The sequence below is a fragment of the Alteromonas sp. AWJ4_197 genome (genome assembly GCF_056160285.1).
The window spans coordinates 231,789-247,494 of sequence record NZ_JBSWWW010000007.1; the positions used below are offsets into that span (position 1 = coordinate 231,789).

Below are 15,706 nucleotides of genomic sequence, written 5' to 3' on the forward strand. Positions count from 1 at the left end.
AACGACGTAAAGGCGTAATTATATCAGCTACCCGCGGGGTGACGATAGTTAAATACAAAAAAGCGTGCCCGGTCCGGCACGCTTTTGCCGTGTTTCAACCCCCGGTTGCCACACGGCAGACCACATCGTTGCCTGCAGGCGGCTCAGGCGGTGGTATTAATGCCAATGCTGGAAGTGAGTCTGTCCATCAGAGATGCGGACGCAGAACCCAGTTGTTCATTGCTGGCATAGGTTTGTGTCTGGCTGTTACCCGGCGGCGGTGGTGGCATATCAGTAGCTGCTGACTGTCTGGCAGACTGCTGATCGTGCTTCTGTTGAAAGAAGCTCTCCAGATTGATCCCGTTCTCTTCTGCAAAAGCCTGCATGGTGGCCGGCGCGTTGGCGGCAAGGCTTTGCGCATCAAATTCGCCTGATGTTTCCATGTCCATTATGCTCTGCATAAAGGCTTTTACATCTTCATCACTGCCGGATTCCGCCATGTATTCTGATAATGCATCCTGCTGAGGTGGCGGTGGTGGCGGGCTCTGGTTTTTAATACTGTTAACGTTACTGGTGCCGGTCAGTGCGCCGGTTTGCATGGCACTGTTTAGTTGAGAGATTTCCATTAGGTTGCTCCTGTGGTCGATGCCCGAATTGGCATGATGTTAAAATAGCAACCTGTATTCCGGTGTGTGTCAGTATTGTGTAAAGGTGGGTAAAGCGGACGTTGTCCACGAAATCGGATGCTGTGATAGACTGCATTTTTAAAAAAAAGGTTTTCAGGAGACATTGTGGCTTACTGGCTGTTTAAATCAGAACCGGATGCATTTGGTATCGACGATCTTGCTGCCCGTCCGGATAAAACTGAGCCCTGGGACGGAGTCAGAAACTATCAGGCAAGAAATTTCATGCGCGATGAGGTGAAAGCCGGGGATTTACTGTTTTTCTATCACTCAAGCTGCAAGGACGTTGGCATTGCCGGTGTTGCAGAAATTTCCCGTGATGCCTATCCCGATGCGAGTCAGTTCGATCCCGAAAGCAAATATTACGATCCTAAATCAGACCGCGATAATCCCCGCTGGTTTTGCGTGGATGTGACGTTTAAAGAGAAGTTTGCTTCGGTGCTTCCGCTGGCGACAATCAAAGCCATGCCGGAAATAGAGCAACTGGGTGTGGTTAAAAAAGGGCACCGTTTGTCGGTGATGCCCGTTACACCAGATGAATGGGATGCACTGTATGCAAAGGCAAAAGCCTCCCGTAAATAAACCCCTGCGCTGCTAAACCAGGCGCAGAACAAGCTCAGGCCCGGCATCAAAAAACGGGCCTGCCTTACGTTAATAGAAACTGATGTCGTCCATTGACATCCATACTGAATCACCGGCTTTACCGTGCTTTCCGGTCTCCAGCATCAGCAACTGTGCACTGTCCAGTTTTCCGTCACAGAATGCACTGAAGGGTAACTGCACCGTTTGCCAGGCCGGGGTGGCTGAGAATGAGGTTTCACATTCGCCGCTGCCCGTGGTCAGACTGACAAAATATTCTCCCTCGCCACGTACTGAAAGCGTGATGCCTTTATAAGCGGAAGCGTCTACCGGAACTACAGCACCCGGAGTAAAGTGCATCCGTACTGAAGCTTCCGGTTCTTCCTTATTAGACAAATCAGCCTGCATGAAATAGGCATAGCCACTGCCATCTTCTTTCGGTACCCGCTGAGACAATGACCGGCTATGTCCTACGCCGGTATCCCGGTGATTGATATACACCGTATTTAATGCCGTTCTGCCCGATGAAGACTCAAAATCATCAATCAATGCAGTGGCTTTTACCGCTGGCGGTAAGCCTTCGGGCTGCGGCGTAACAAGAGTGTTGTTACGCGCCTTCAGTTCGCCGTCAATCCAGACCTGCTCAACCTTGCGGGTATCTGAGATGGATTCCCAGGGCATACCGTCAATGATCACAAGATCAGCCCGTTTGCCGGCTTCCAGAGTCCCTCTGTCTTCCAGTAAGTTCAGGGCGGCAGCACTGTTTCTGGTTGCAGCAACCAGTGCCTGCTCCGGCGTCAGTCCTCCGGCAACTAAAAGCTCCATCTCACGGTGAGTGGAACTGCCGTGTGGTGTTTTAGGCATACCGGCGTCAGTCCCTGTAGCCACAGGAATGCCAGCTTCACTGAACAACTTTAAGTTGTACATGGAGTGTTTCTGACGGTTGTCTGCCATGGCCAGTGCTTCTTCGTCGTAGTAAGCCTTTTTCGCTTCTGTGACTTCATACACTGCCAGGCTGGGCGAATAGGTCATGTTAGCTGACAGCATGGCCTGCACCAGTTCTTCATCTGCGTCGCCGTCCTGAACAGCATGTACCAGCACATCCACACCAGCACCGGCAGCTTTCTTCGCACGATCCACAGTTACCACGTGAGCCACAACAGGCAGACCCAGAGGGTGAGCAGCGTCAGCCATGCCCTTCATGGTGAGTTCATCCATGCTGGTATTTTCTTCCTTACGGCCATAGCGCCAGCCATCAGCAAATAATTTGATGAGATCGGGCTTATAGGGCGCCAGCGTTTTCATGGCAACAGCGGCATCTTCCGGAGTGGAAATTTTATACGTGGTGTGGTTATCTGCCCACATTGCTCCGTGACCACCCGGTGTGCTCATTCTTGCAGCGAAAGCCACATGCGGGGCACTGAGGTTCGCCAGCCAGGCGCGCTTGGGAGCATAAGACTCCGGCGCAGAATGAAAATCGGTGACCGTGGTAACACCATGAATAACGTATTGCTCAGCAATGGCCGGAATAGAAGGAGGTTCACCACCCGGTGTCCAGTGCACGTGGATATCAAAAAAACCGGGTAACATTGCTTTGCCGCTGGCATCTATAACCTCAGCATTTCCCGCGTCACTGATGGAAGCGGCTATCTGACTGATGCGGCCGTCTTTTACCAGCACATCTGCAACGAAAGGTTTTTTACCCGTGCCGTCGAACAGCGTAGCCTGTTTAAAAAGGGTATCTGCACAGGCAGCGTTGAAAAGCGAAAAACAAAAAGAACCGGCCAGAACAAGAGATGAGCCAGTTGGGCGTAAACGCATAATAACAATCCGTATTGTTTGCTCAAGCGTTGGCAGCGCGTGAAGCGGGTAGGGTGTCCTGACAAATCCGATATTTGCAGATGGCTGCCGGATAACCTACAGGCTAAAGATAAATCGCTAATAAAATGCGTTCTGTGACATATAGGCTATACTTTTGTTGTAGAGATTGTGGTTGCAAAAAGTAGCCGCTGTTTTTTCTCAGGTAGCAGGGAAACACCTTGAATAATCACAGTACACCTATGTCAGCTCAGCCATTACTGAACAATCAGCTGGCCTTCACCGAATTGCTTTCAACACTGACCTCAAGATTAATCAATGTAAAACATGCTGAGCTGGATCCTCTGATAGAGCAGAGCCTTGGCGCATACGGAAAGTTCCGTGGTGTTCAGCGGTGCTACCTGTTCCGTTTTTCTGCAGACAAAACCACTATGGACAATACCCATGAATGGGTAGCAAATGGTGTGCAGCCCTATAAGCAGCAATTGCAGGGCGTGGTAACAACAGAACTCCCTTACTTTACCCGCGCCATTTTGTCTGAGCAGCTGTTCAGAATTAATGATGTTAATGATCTGCCGGAGGAAGCCGCCGGAGAAAAGGCGGAGTTTCAGCGTGAAAATATCAGTTCTATTTTGTGTGTTGCCATTCGGATAAACGATGAACTTACCGGATTTGTCGGATGTGATGTGGTGGGGTCACCCTATGAGTGGCAGGACAACGACGTACGTTATCTTAAGCTCATCGGCGAAATTCTGAGTAATACTCTTGAAAGTCAGGCAAACCGCATCGCCCTCGAGCGGGTAAGTAACGAACTGCTGGCCGCGAATCAAAAGCTGGATGTACTGGCAAATTCAGACGGACTGACCGGTATTGCCAACCGGCGCTTTTTCGACAACAGTTTGCTAAAGGCCATCCGCCGTTGTGCCAGAAGCTGTAACACATTGAATCTGGTTATGCTGGATGTGGATTTTTTCAAACAGTACAACGACACATACGGCCATGTGGCCGGTGACGAAGTACTGAAAAATATCAGTGAAGTATTGAGCAGGGTTGCCCGCAGACCGGATGATGTGGCTGCACGGTATGGTGGAGAAGAGTTTGCTGTACTGTTGCCCTGTATTCCCGCTGAAGAGGCGCACAGTATTACGCAAACGTTGCTGGATGAAATTTCTGCGCTGGCAGTACCTTTTCCGGAATCTGCAGTGAGTAACTTTATCACTGTCAGCGCCGGCATTGCGTCTTTGCGTTGCGACAAAAACACCAGGCCGGTAGAGCTTATACTGCTGGCAGACAAGGCCCTTTACCGTGCAAAGCAAAACGGCAGAAAAGGAATTGTCCTCGGAGAAGTGAATAACACGCCCGGTTGATTCAGATCGGTTTTTAAGAAAAAAGCAGCCCTTACACCTTGATCCACGACGCCGAAAAGGAATAATACGTCACTCAGTTCATCTTCCGGAGTTTTCTGGTGAAATACCTTCCGCTTTTACCGTTATTTTTATTCGCTGCCCCCTCTTATGCAGCAACCGGCACCACCTTCATAGGCATGATCATCGTTGTGGTTTTTGTCACTATTATGCTGGTCCTTTATTTCCTCGTGGTAACCGAAGCCGGCAGCAAAAACAAAGACAACAATGACAGTGAGCAGGCTGCTGCCCCGGCGGAAGAGCACAGTAAAAAAGAGCGTTAATCCGCTGATTCAGCGTACTAGCACTAATTTGGCTATTTTCTGGTCCGCAAAGTATTCTCAGGTGAAGTTTACTAAGTGAAAAAGCCGTGAATCATGTATCCTTGGCAACTTCATAAAAAGTTGTCAGTTAAAGGTTATTCCCCGTTATGAGTTCAGATCAGGCAAAACGTCTTAATAAATACATCAGTGATACCGGTCACTGTTCCCGGCGAGAAGCAGATAAACTCATCGAACAAAAACGGGTAACCATTAATGATGAGCTCCCTGAACTGGGCACCAAAGTGGCGCCGGGGGATAAAGTCAAAGTTGACGGTAAGCTTATCGGTGCGGTGGCTGCGGATAAATCAGACCGGATTTACATTATGTATAACAAACCGGTTGGTATTACCTGTACAACGGAACGTCACGTCAGAGGCAATATCATCGACGCGATAGGCCATAAAGAGCGGATATTTCCCATCGGTCGTCTCGACAAACCTTCCGAAGGACTGATCCTGCTCACCAGTGACGGCGACATTGTGAATAAAATTCTGCGGGCAGAAAATGCCCACGATAAAGAATATGATGTGACCGTGAATCAGCCCATCAGCGGACGCTTTTTACAAAAGATGTCCCGTGGCGTACCCATCCTCGGCACAGTCACCAAACCCTGCCAGCTGGAATCCCGTGGCCGGGATCGCTTCACCATTATCCTGACTCAGGGATTAAACCGCCAAATCCGCAGAATGTGCGAATTCCTCGGCTATGAAGTCACCAAACTGAAACGCACCCGCATCATGCACCTGACTTTAGGCAATCTGCGTCCCGGCCAGTGGCGTAACCTCACTGAAAAGGAACTGGATTTGCTGAATAAAGCTGTACAAGGTTCTAAGAAGACAGCGCCGGAAAAAACAGAGAAGTAAAGCTGCTTGCAATGGATATGAAAAAGGGACGTAACTCATAGATATTGAGCTACATCCCTTCGATGTTGGTGGAGCTGGCGGGATTTGAACCCGCGTCCAGAAAATGTCTACCTTTGGTACTACATGCTTAGTTTGTCTTTTATTTAACTACTTTGGACCCCGACAAACAGGGTTCCTGGTAGCTGTCCTGATACTATTTCGCGGTTCAACCTCAGGAGAGTTTCCCTCGCTAGTTTGCTTTAATGACCTTCCAAAATCCTGGCTAGCAGACAAAGCTTAGGGGGAAGGGCCTATGCCGGTTATTAAGCGGCTAGTGCGTAGTTTTCGTCGTTTGCGACTATTTAAATGCGGCTTTTTAAGAGGCAAACCGCTCCTCTGCATGCACCTCCAGCTTCCTAGATCCTGTCGAATCCTAATCAGCCCCGGCGATCGCCTGTTTCCAGGTCATTCAATAACCTTAAAACAACATGTTACTGAATATTGGGTGGAGTCTAACTTATTCAAGTGTACGCCACAAATTAATTCAACATTAGTACGTCTGTTTGCTCAAAAAGTTTACGATATAGCAGAAAACGGCCGGCATGCTGCCGGCCAAATCCTGAGTATTACCTGTCAGTACTTACCACAAATATTCTGGTAGTACGGCTACTGATTCAGGGGCTGTGAATGCAACGCTGTAATCCGGTGCCATGTCACCGCTTGCGGCATTCATAATGTTATCAAATCGCAGGATCATACCGTTGGATTTTTCTGCCACGTAGACATTGCCGTTGCTGAGCATAATATCTACCGGATTACCCAGCATGCTTGAGGGGCCGGCAATGTTAACAGTCATATTTGTGAGGCCATCTGCCATGCCGGCATCAGGGATAACGTAAAGTTTTCCGTCTGTCGCACTGGCAGCACTGCCCACATCTGAAATCACTAGCGCATCGCTTTCAGCATCATAGTCAATGCCGTGAATATTGGTGGGTGCAGCAATCGCCTCACCATTCATGGCCGGTATGAGCAGGCGGTCTTCACCCGTAATTTCGCTGGTGCCGCTCATCATCTTGCGGGTAACTTCATCAAACACTGCAACAGTGCCATTGGTCAGGGCGAGGAAAGCGCGGTCAGTTTCAGCGTCGTAATCCACATCCCACGGGCGCGCACCGTCAGAAGCTGTCAGTGTCATCACAGGCATTACATTGCCTGCGGCGCAGCCCGAAAACACGCGGACGGCGGGTGTAGCTTCATTGACATCTGCTACGAACACCAGAGCGTGCTCACTGTTTACGTCCAGTCCTTTTGGCGCAACCAGACCTGTCATGTCCCCCATGATTTCGCGGTCCTGAGACAGGCTGAACATGCCGTCATCGCGCATGGATGCCATCCGGTTCACTACCAGTAATCCGCCCATGGCTGTTTCCGGGTCATCATACGTAACGAAGCCGTCACCATTGACTGAGTAAGCAACGCTTTCGATACTCATGCTAGTATCGAACATAGCAGTCTGACTACCGAGAGAGGCATCAAACTGCACTACCATGCCTGTTGTATCGCCGGCAGTAGCAGGGTTACTGCTGGCACTGACACCGCCGATGGTCACATCTGCAAGGGCCTGGTCAGAAAAATCTGCCATTTCAGGCATATCTGTCATTTCTGCGAGGGATTCGGGTTTTACTGAAGACGAGGAAAGGGTCGGGGCAATATCGCCACTGTCACCACTAAATATATTTGTATAAACAAGAATCGCGTCGTTGGATTTTTCTGCGACACGCAGTGTGGTGCCCGACAGAATAATGTCTACAGGGTTACCCAGCATCGTTGACGGGCCTGCGATGGTGCGCGCCGGTTCCACGGCACCGTCAGCGGTGGAAGCATTGTCGATCACAAAGATCTGCCCGTCATCGGCAACACTGGCATCACCCACATCGGAAACCACCAGACGGTCCGAGTCTGCGTCGTAGACAATGCCGTGACTGTTTACGGAAATCTGTGTGCCACTGGCATCTGACGGTACAATAATACGCATCACTGACGGCGCGAAATCTGAACCCATGACATTGTCATACACCGCGATGGTGCCGTCGGTAAGTGCCACGTACATCCGGTCAGCGTTTTCATCTACGGCCACATCCCAGGGCTGTGCCGGCAACATGATCTCAGCAACCGGCGCTACATCACCTGCTGCAGCACTGCCGAAAACAGCAATTCGCATTGCGTTAAAGTCAGCCACATAAATCATACCGCTGTCATCAGCCAGCGCTATACCTTTAGGATTGGTGAGACCGGTGTTTGCTCCCAGAATCTGAGAATCGACAGACGACATCATCATTCCGTCTTCCCGGCCTGCAATACGGCAAAATGCGCCAAGCATGGGTTCACCGCTGTCTCCTGCCTGATAAAGTGTGCCTGAAGAGGACAACGCAATGCCTTCATTGGCACCGGTTTCGAAACTGCTCAGCATGTCGCCGTCCTGATCAATCCAGTCCACCGTGCCCCGGTTTTCGTCACCGTTGTTCGCCCGCAGGAACGTTCCTGTGGTCAGGGCCGGCGTACCATCCTGGCCGTCAGCACCATCCATGCCGTCCATTCCATCATCGCCATCGCTGCCGCTGCAGCCCGCAAGTGAAACGGCCAGTAACGTTGCGAGAAGAGAATATTTGAATGGTGCGTTTTTCGTCTGAGTATTCAGCATTGTTGCCTCCGTATGTGACATGCATTTTCAAAGACGCGCCTGCTTTTCTGCGTCTGTACAACAAGCCAAACGACTGAAAGATGCAACCGGATGCAAAAAATATAAATTTTTTTAAATTTTTTATTTTTTGATATTTAACAGGATAAATGGAAAGGGATAAAACGGGCGCGGCGCAGTGCGTTGTCGTGCTGCGCCGCGCCCGTTTTATGAGGGCTTCAAACAGAAAATATGTTGGTGTGGTAAAGCACGTCAGTGGGTGAACCGTTTGGCGAGCCCCCGGGTGGCTCCATGCTGACGGCCAGTACCGTAACGTTTTTGTCCAGCAACATGGAGGGCGGAATACGGGTGATATCTCCGCTTTTGGGAAGCAGTCCCAGGGAGACTGGTGCTCCGCCACCGGCCGGCGCCATCCACAATTGATAGTCCTTGTCAGGTCTGGCGGCAAGTGCTCCGGTAACTCTTACATTCAGGGAGTCACCGGAAATTTCGATGATCCATAAAGGCTGATTATCGGAGTCATTAAATATAGCGACCCGCTCAACAGGGGCGGTGACAGGTTCCGTCATGGAAACGAGTAACACGGCCATCATCAGCGCGGCAGCGGCGGCCACGCCGGAAAACAGACGCCACTGCTTTCGTCGTTTACGTTCGAATGCGACAATGTCACCGGACGCATCTGTCCGTTCTTCAGGATTAATGCGTTTCTGGATGGCCTGCCATACGCGCGGAGGCGGAGTGACCGGCGGCAACCTGTGGTTCAGTCCGTCGAGATATTGTTCCCATAAGGCGGTCGTTTCAGCAATAACCTGATATTGCATCATCAGCTTCTGATAACGCACTCTGGCTTTTCCCCGCAACGTACCCAGCACATATTCAGCAGCGAGGGCGTTTCTCCGTGCTTCAGTAAGATAATTCATAGTGACAGACACCTCTGCAAACTTTGTAATCCGCGACGGATCCAACTTTTGATAGTGCCCAGCGGAGACGCCATGTGGCTTTCCACTTCGTGATGAGATAAACCGTTAATGTAAGCGAGATGGATTGCCTGCCGCTGGGCAGGTTCAAGTTCATCCATACAGGCTTCAAGCTTTTTCTGCTCTGCATCAGACAAATTGGATTCGTCCGGGGAAACAGGTAAATGTGTATCTTCAGACAAGTCCACTTCATTGCGCACTTTATGATAGCGCATCAAATCCAGTGCACGGTAGCGGGCTATACTGAGCATCCAGGTAAACACAGTGCCTTTGCCACGCTGATATTGACCGGCATTGTGCCAGATTTTGACATAAGCATCCTGAATGGCTTCATCCGCCAGTTCAGGCCTTTTCAACATCTTCAGTGCGACTGCATACATTTGACCGCTGGTCAGTTTATACAATTCTGAAAACGCTTCTTTGTTGCCGTTTGCCGTTTCACACAAGAGTGGAAACAATGTTTCGTGTTCCATGAAATCTCAGTTTCCGCTGTCTGCTGTCACTATTTACACATTATTAACGTTTATTCCGTTTACTATCAAGTTGAACCTACCTGAACCAAACGACTGAACGCTCAGATCGGATGCAAAGAAATGCATATTAGTGAAAAGGTAATAGTGGCTTGTCAATGTTGACGAAGCCACATCACGCCCCGGAGTCATGTTTTTAGTCATATCAATGATTTAAAGCCGGCAAAGACACGCTTGATAGTGTGGCATGTGATTGTTGATAGTAAAACGTGTTCAGCCGGTTTACGGGCAGTGACAGTGCGCCGGAAAGAAAACGGAAAAGGTACGGGTTAATGGATTAACGACAAAAAGTCTCAACATACAGCGCTTCCACTTTGGCTCTGGCCCAGGGAGTACGGCGCAGGAATTTCAGGGACGACTTCACAGACGGTTCGTTATAAAAACAGTTCAGATGAATGCGTTCATCCAGTCCGTCCCAGCCATAATGATCATGCAGCTGCACGATTATCTTTTCTAACGTCAGACCATGTAAGGGATTATTTGGCTGTTGCTGGCTCATGGCAGGGCTTCCGGTAATACAAACCGCCGTAGTGTAACAGATAACCAGTCCGGTGGGTCAGTTCCTGTCTGTTGATCTGTATCATTTACGTAACGGCAAAATAAAAAATAACGCACATGAAGCATGAAAGCGCCGGGCATTTCCTATAAAGTAGTCGCGCTTAAGCTTCAGACACGGAATCATGCAGCAAAATCAAATATCAATGGCGACACCGGTAACGTTGCCATGCGGGCAGGTTGTTAAAAACAGGATTGTTAAAGCCGCGATGGAAGAAAACATGGCGGATAAGCAACTTCAGCCGGATCATGCGCTTTATGCACTTTACCGGTACTGGGCACATGGCGGTGCCGGAATGATCATTACCGGTAATGTGATGATTGATGCAACTGCTATGACCGGCCCTGGCGGTGTGGTTATGCCGCTGGAAGGCGACTTAAAAGCCTTTGAAAAGTGGGCGGCAGTGATCAAATCCGGTGGCGCAAAAGCCATCATGCAACTTAACCATCCGGGCAGACAGATGCCCCGTGAGATTGGTGAAGTGGCATGGGCACCCTCAGATGTTCCCCTTTCTCTGGGACGATACACCAAACGTTTTGCTAAACCACAGCCGATGTCCTGTGAACAAATCCATCAAATCACCCATCAGTTTGCCCAGGCGGCGAGACGTGCAAAAGAAGCCGGTTTCGACGGTGTGCAAATTCATGCTGCTCATGGCTACCTGTTAAGTCAGTTTTTGTCACCGCTGGCAAACCGACGGGAAGACGAGTGGGGCGGTTCTCTGAAGAACCGTGCCCGTCTGTTGCTGAACATTGTTTGTCAGGTAAGGGCATATTGCGGCAATCATTTTATTGTGATGGTGAAACTGAATACAGCAGATTTTCAGCGTGGTGGTTTTACTGTGCAGGAGGCAACTGAAGTAGCACAGTGGCTGGCAGGATTGAATGTGGATGTGGTGGAACTGTCCGGCGGAAATTATGAATCTCCGGCTATGCAGGGAACCGCGCAGGAGGGTTTTGCCGTATCCCGTACAGACGCTTACTTCGCAGATGTGGCAAAGCAGATTTCTGAACAGGCTGACATACCGCTGATGACCACAGGCGGTATTGCCCGGCAGGAAACTGTGCAACAAGTTTTGGACAACGGATGTACGTTCGCGGGTATGGCAAGCGCTCTGGCATTTACGCCGGATCTGATGAAAAAATGGCAGCAAAAGCCGGATTATGCGGGGATAAAACCGGAGTGTGACTGGCAGGATAAAACACTGGCATCGCTGGTGAAAATGGCAAAAGTACGCCGGCAGCTGAGACGTTTAGGCAACGATCTGACCACAATGCATAACCCGACGGGTTTCTGGAGCTTGTTTCTGGATATTCTCCACCGCAGAAAGATGACGATGGTATACAAAGCGTATATCAGCGCAAAGATCAAAGAGACCATTGCGCCGATGCAACCTGAGGTTACACGCTGTGTTTCATCACCCGTTGTTTCTGACGTTCCCAGTCGCGATCTTTAACGGCATCACGTTTATCATGTTCCTGTTTACCTTTCGCCAGATAAATCTCGAGCTTCACCCAGCACTTTTTCCAGTACATGGCAGTGGCAACAATGGAGTAGCCCTGACGCTCTCGGCCGCCGATAAGCCGGTCGATTTCTTTTTTATTCAGCAGTAATTTGCGGGCCCGCTCAGGTTCGCAAATCACGTGGGTGGAAGCCTGATTCAGCGGCGTAATGCGCGCTCCTACCAGCCAGGCTTCGCCGTTTTGCAAAATAACGTACGTGTCAGTAATGTTCACTTTACCTTCACGGATGCTCTTTAATTCCCAGCCTTGCAGCGACACTCCTGCTTCGAATTTGTCCTGCAGATGATAGTCGTGACGCGCCTTCTTGTTCAGCGCGATGGTGCCGGTTGAGTTTTGATTGGATTTGTTCTTTTTCATGCACGCCATTATACCGATTGCAAATAGAATGTCTTTTCATTTCCATGGTATATGGGGGCGATAGCGCGCGCTTAAAGGGTAGGTGACAATAAACAGTCGTGGTAGACTTACCAGATTATCAGAAATAAAAAGTGAGTTTATGCCAAGTATCCAACGCAGTGCGTTAGTGGCATACAGTGCCGGGGCCATGTTTGATTTGGTCAATGATGTAGCTGCCTATCCACAATTTTTACCGGGCTGTGCCGACAGTCAGGTTCTGGACCACAGTGAGAGCCACATGAAGGCGTCGTTACTGGTATCGAAAGCCGGTATTAAGCAATGGTTCACAACACTCAATACTCTGGAGCCGGCAAGGCGTATAGACATGCGTCTGGTTGATGGTCCGTTTAAGCAATTATCAGGCGGGTGGACGTTTTCTCCGTTATCTGATGACGCCTGTAAAATTGCGCTTAATCTGGATTTTGAATTCAGTAACCGTTTAACTGAAATGGCCTTTGGTAAGGTATTCAGCGGGCTGGCCACCAGCATGGTGAATGCATTTACGGAGCGGGCACGGAGCGTGTACTGATGAGTGACGAAATAACGGTAGAAGTTGCCTACGCACTGCCACAAAAGCAATCGCTGGTGGAAATTTCGGTGCCGGCAGACAGCACTATCGAAAGCATTATTGTTGCTTCCGGTTTATGTGAACTTCATCCTGAAATCGATTTAAAGAAAACGAAAGTGGGCGTATGGAGCCGTGTGGCCAAAATGCGCGATACAGTTAATGATGGTGACCGGATTGAAATCTACCGTCCGTTGATTGCCGATCCGAAAGAAATCCGTAAACGTCGTGCTGAAAAAGCCGTTGAAGAAGGTCGGGCAGATAAAGTGACCGGTGGCCGCCCGAATCCGCTGAAAGCAAAAGAATGATAAGTGAAGGTTAAGTGACATCCGGCGGGTTAATACCGGAAACAGACCCCATAAAGAGAAGCCACGGCAAACGCCGTGGCTTTTTTTATTTATCCCGCAGGGAACCCACTTCCAGAAACGGGGAGGCATCAATATCTTCAGCGTCCATCATGGAAGCTATACGTTGCATCGTTGCAACCATCTGGCTTTGTTCCCAGTCCTTCATATTATTGAACCGGTCGATGAAGTGTTCCTGTAAAGGGCGGGGCGCGTTTTCCAGCGATGCTTCACCTTTGTCCGTCAGATACACGCCTACCTTTCGCTTATCGGTGGTACTGCGGATGCGGGTAACCAGTTCACGGGCTTCAATGCGATCAAGAATATTGGTAATGGTAGCAGGACTCAGATTAATGCTTTCCGCAATTTCCCGCACCATGATGCCGGGGCGTTCCTGAATATTTTGCATTACCAGCAACTGCGGGCCGGTCAGACCCACATCTTTACTCAGTTGCTTACTGCGTAAATCAACCGCGCGGATGACCTTACGCAGGGCAACCAATAATTCTTCTTCTTTTCTCATAAATAAGCCCGTCCTGTGAACTGCTGATTTCACACTAACCGGTGTAAAAAGTGCTGGTGTTTGTGGTACTGATCGATGACATCGTTGATAACAGCAAGTGTCGACCAGCCCATGATGTCGTATCCCTGTCCACCCTCACTCAGGTGAACTTCGGCGCGATAGTACGTGTCATCACTATCTATGTCCAGCGTACCGTTTAAATCCGGTTGTACTGTGGATGTAGGATAAACCGCATAGATAAAATCAGGCTGCTCGTTGAGTTTCACCGTCAGCATCATGAACTTATCTGTCTGCTCAATTTCCACATCAAAATTCAGTTTACCAAATTCCTCTTTTACATCATTAAATGCCGGCAGTACCGTTTTATCCAGAAAGCGATTTACGGCTTTTTTGTTCGGGAAAGACACGATGTTTTCCAGCCTCGAACGCCAGTTTTTGTCACTGTCACCGGTACTGGTCTGAAAACCACTTATTTGCATACTTTCCCGCTTGTAATCTTCTACCCGCAGGGCCTTCATCAGGCCGAAGAGTGCAACAAGCAATATCACCGAAAAAGGCAGTGCTGCGACTATGGTCATGGTTTGCAACGCGCCCAGCCCGCCGGCGTAGAGCAGGATGGCAGCCACCACACCCACGCTGACAGCCCAGTAAATGCGTTGCCATAACGGCGTATCGTTACGACCGTTAGAGCACAGCATGTCGACAACCATGGCGCCTGAGTCACAAGAGGTCACAAAGAAAATCACTACCATTAGTACTGCCAGTAATGTCAGTACACTGCTGAACGGGAAGTTTTCTAAAAAGACAAACAGGGCGACAGAGGTATCTTCGTTTACCATTGAAGCCAGCGCGTCTTTGCCCTGTACCAGTACCATATCGATAGCGGTATTGCCGAACACGGTCATCCACAACAAGGTAAATGCAGTCGGGATAAGCAGTACACCCATGACGAATTCACGGATGGTGCGGCCATAAGAGATACGAGCAATGAACAAACCAACAAAGGGAGCCCAGGCTAACCACCATCCCCAGTAGAAAATTGTCCAGCCGCCAATCCAGTCTGTTTTGGCGTAGGCAAACAGGTTGAGGGTATTCCGCACGATGTCGGAAGCATACGCTCCCATGTTTTGCAGGTAAGCCTGCAGTAGGAATACCGTGGGGCCAAGCACCAGTACGAAAACCAGTAATGCCACTGCAAGTAACATATTTGCTTCGGATAACCGGCGGATCCCCTTATCAAGACCGGTAGTTACAGAAATGATGGCAATACCCACAACACCGGCCATCAGGCCAATTTGTACACCTGTTGTGCTCGGAATGCCGAACACATAAGACAAACCGGCATTAATTTGTGCTGCACCGAAACCCAGTGACGTGGACACACCGAAGATAGTGGACGTAACAGCAAATATATCCACCAGGTGGCCGGGCCAGCCGTAAATGCGCTCACCAATTAAAGGGTAGAGTGCCGAACGTAATGTCAGCGGCAACTGATGACGGTAGGCAAAGTAACCCAGCACCAGCGCAACCGCGGCATAAATTGCCCACGGATGTACGCCCCAGTGGAAAAAGGTGGTTTTCATCGCTTCTTTCACTGCGGCAATACTGTTCGGGTCGGCAGTGGGTGGCGCCAGAAAGTGCATGACCGGCTCGGCAACACCGAAGAACATCAATCCTATCCCCATACCGGCGGCAAATAACATAGATAACCATGTCAGCTTGCTGAACTCAGGCGTGGCGTGATCAGGCCCGAGACGGATATCGCCATACCGGGAAAATCCGAGGATCACCACGGTAAGTAGAATAATGGCTACCGTGAGGATGTAAAACCACCCGCCATTTTGCGCCACTGTGTCCTGCATTGACTGGAAGAATGTATTGGCCTGGTCAGGGTTGCTGGCTGCATAAATCAGCAAAACAAGAATGGCCAGAGAAGAGGTAAAAAATACCGGTTTATTTAACATTGC

16 protein-coding genes and 1 other RNA gene are annotated in these 15,706 nt (G+C 49.7%); 7 read left to right on the forward strand and 10 right to left on the reverse strand.

The genetic code is table 11. From position 1 onward, the window contains the following. Window positions 1-143 precede the first annotated feature (143 nt). A complete protein-coding gene (locus tag ACXAGC_RS16940; RefSeq protein WP_474845679.1) occupies window positions 144-605 on the reverse strand; it encodes a hypothetical protein in 462 nt (153 codons plus the stop codon). Between the two features lie 165 nt (window positions 606-770). On the opposite strand from ACXAGC_RS16940, the gene ACXAGC_RS16945 reads away from it, so the two are divergent. After that, window positions 771-1,244: an EVE domain-containing protein gene (locus tag ACXAGC_RS16945; protein WP_474845681.1), complete on the forward strand. Its 474-nt coding sequence runs from the start codon at window positions 771-773 to the stop codon at window positions 1,242-1,244. A gap of 69 nt (window positions 1,245-1,313) precedes the next feature. Here the strand turns inward: ACXAGC_RS16945 and ACXAGC_RS16950 are convergent, their stop codons facing one another. After that, window positions 1,314-3,062, reverse strand: coding sequence for an amidohydrolase family protein (locus ACXAGC_RS16950; protein ID WP_474845683.1), 1,749 nt, complete (start codon window positions 3,060-3,062; stop codon window positions 1,314-1,316). A gap of 218 nt (window positions 3,063-3,280) precedes the next feature. Here ACXAGC_RS16950 and ACXAGC_RS16955 point away from each other — a divergent pair, with 218 nt between their 5' ends. From ACXAGC_RS16955 to rluF, 3 genes are all read left to right on the forward strand, one after another. After that, window positions 3,281-4,426: a sensor domain-containing diguanylate cyclase gene (locus tag ACXAGC_RS16955; RefSeq protein WP_474845685.1), complete on the forward strand. Its 1,146-nt coding sequence runs from the start codon at window positions 3,281-3,283 to the stop codon at window positions 4,424-4,426. 98 nt (window positions 4,427-4,524) lie between these two features. Further along, complete coding sequence (locus ACXAGC_RS16960) at window positions 4,525-4,746, forward strand: hypothetical protein (RefSeq protein WP_474845687.1); 222 nt, start codon at window positions 4,525-4,527, stop codon at window positions 4,744-4,746. Window positions 4,747-4,892: 146 nt separating this feature from the next. Next, the gene (gene rluF, locus ACXAGC_RS16965) at window positions 4,893-5,648 is read left to right on the forward strand and encodes a 23S rRNA pseudouridine(2604) synthase RluF (RefSeq protein WP_474845689.1); all 756 of its coding nucleotides are present in this window, start codon (window positions 4,893-4,895) and stop codon (window positions 5,646-5,648) included. 66 nt (window positions 5,649-5,714) lie between these two features. Here rluF and ssrA read toward each other — a convergent pair. From ssrA to ACXAGC_RS16990, 5 genes are all read right to left on the reverse strand, one after another. Further along, window positions 5,715-6,072, reverse strand: a transfer-messenger RNA (tmRNA) gene (gene ssrA, locus ACXAGC_RS16970). Window positions 6,073-6,267: 195 nt separating this feature from the next. After that, a complete protein-coding gene (locus tag ACXAGC_RS16975) occupies window positions 6,268-8,328 on the reverse strand; it encodes a hypothetical protein (protein WP_474845691.1) in 2,061 nt (686 codons plus the stop codon). Between the two features lie 215 nt (window positions 8,329-8,543). Beyond that, a complete protein-coding gene (locus ACXAGC_RS16980; protein WP_474845693.1) occupies window positions 8,544-9,245 on the reverse strand; it encodes an anti-sigma factor in 702 nt (233 codons plus the stop codon). Further along, a complete protein-coding gene (locus ACXAGC_RS16985) occupies window positions 9,242-9,775 on the reverse strand; it encodes an RNA polymerase sigma factor (RefSeq protein ID WP_119501056.1) in 534 nt (177 codons plus the stop codon). Before ACXAGC_RS16985 ends, ACXAGC_RS16980 begins: the two co-directional genes overlap by 4 nt. 334 nt (window positions 9,776-10,109) lie before the next feature. Further along, window positions 10,110-10,331, reverse strand: a complete 222-nt coding sequence (locus tag ACXAGC_RS16990) for a VF530 family protein (protein WP_474845695.1) — start codon at window positions 10,329-10,331, stop codon at window positions 10,110-10,112. A 181-nt stretch (window positions 10,332-10,512) separates the two neighbouring features. Between ACXAGC_RS16990 and ACXAGC_RS16995 the strand changes: the two genes are divergently transcribed. Then, complete coding sequence (locus ACXAGC_RS16995; protein ID WP_474845697.1) at window positions 10,513-11,844, forward strand: NADH:flavin oxidoreductase/NADH oxidase family protein; 1,332 nt, start codon at window positions 10,513-10,515, stop codon at window positions 11,842-11,844. Here ACXAGC_RS16995 and smpB read toward each other — a convergent pair. Then, complete coding sequence (gene smpB, locus ACXAGC_RS17000; protein ID WP_303574297.1) at window positions 11,789-12,268, reverse strand: SsrA-binding protein SmpB; 480 nt, start codon at window positions 12,266-12,268, stop codon at window positions 11,789-11,791. The two genes, ACXAGC_RS16995 and smpB, sit on opposite strands and share 56 nt — an antisense overlap. A 139-nt stretch (window positions 12,269-12,407) precedes the next feature. On the opposite strand from smpB, the gene ACXAGC_RS17005 reads away from it, so the two are divergent. Both ACXAGC_RS17005 and ACXAGC_RS17010 read left to right on the forward strand, forming a co-directional pair. Further along, a complete protein-coding gene (locus ACXAGC_RS17005) occupies window positions 12,408-12,836 on the forward strand; it encodes a type II toxin-antitoxin system RatA family toxin (protein ID WP_119501059.1) in 429 nt (142 codons plus the stop codon). After that, the gene (locus tag ACXAGC_RS17010; RefSeq protein WP_119501060.1) at window positions 12,836-13,180 is read left to right on the forward strand and encodes an RnfH family protein; all 345 of its coding nucleotides are present in this window, start codon (window positions 12,836-12,838) and stop codon (window positions 13,178-13,180) included. The genes ACXAGC_RS17005 and ACXAGC_RS17010 overlap by 1 nt, the downstream gene beginning before the upstream one ends. Window positions 13,181-13,265: 85 nt before the next feature. On the opposite strand, the gene ACXAGC_RS17015 is transcribed toward ACXAGC_RS17010, so the two are convergent. Both ACXAGC_RS17015 and ACXAGC_RS17020 read right to left on the reverse strand, forming a co-directional pair. Next, window positions 13,266-13,739, reverse strand: a complete 474-nt coding sequence (locus ACXAGC_RS17015; protein WP_119501061.1) for a MarR family winged helix-turn-helix transcriptional regulator — start codon at window positions 13,737-13,739, stop codon at window positions 13,266-13,268. A gap of 29 nt (window positions 13,740-13,768) precedes the next feature. Continuing rightward, a complete protein-coding gene (locus ACXAGC_RS17020) occupies window positions 13,769-15,703 on the reverse strand; it encodes a BCCT family transporter (RefSeq protein WP_474845969.1) in 1,935 nt (644 codons plus the stop codon). Between the last annotated feature and the right edge of the window lie 3 nt (window positions 15,704-15,706).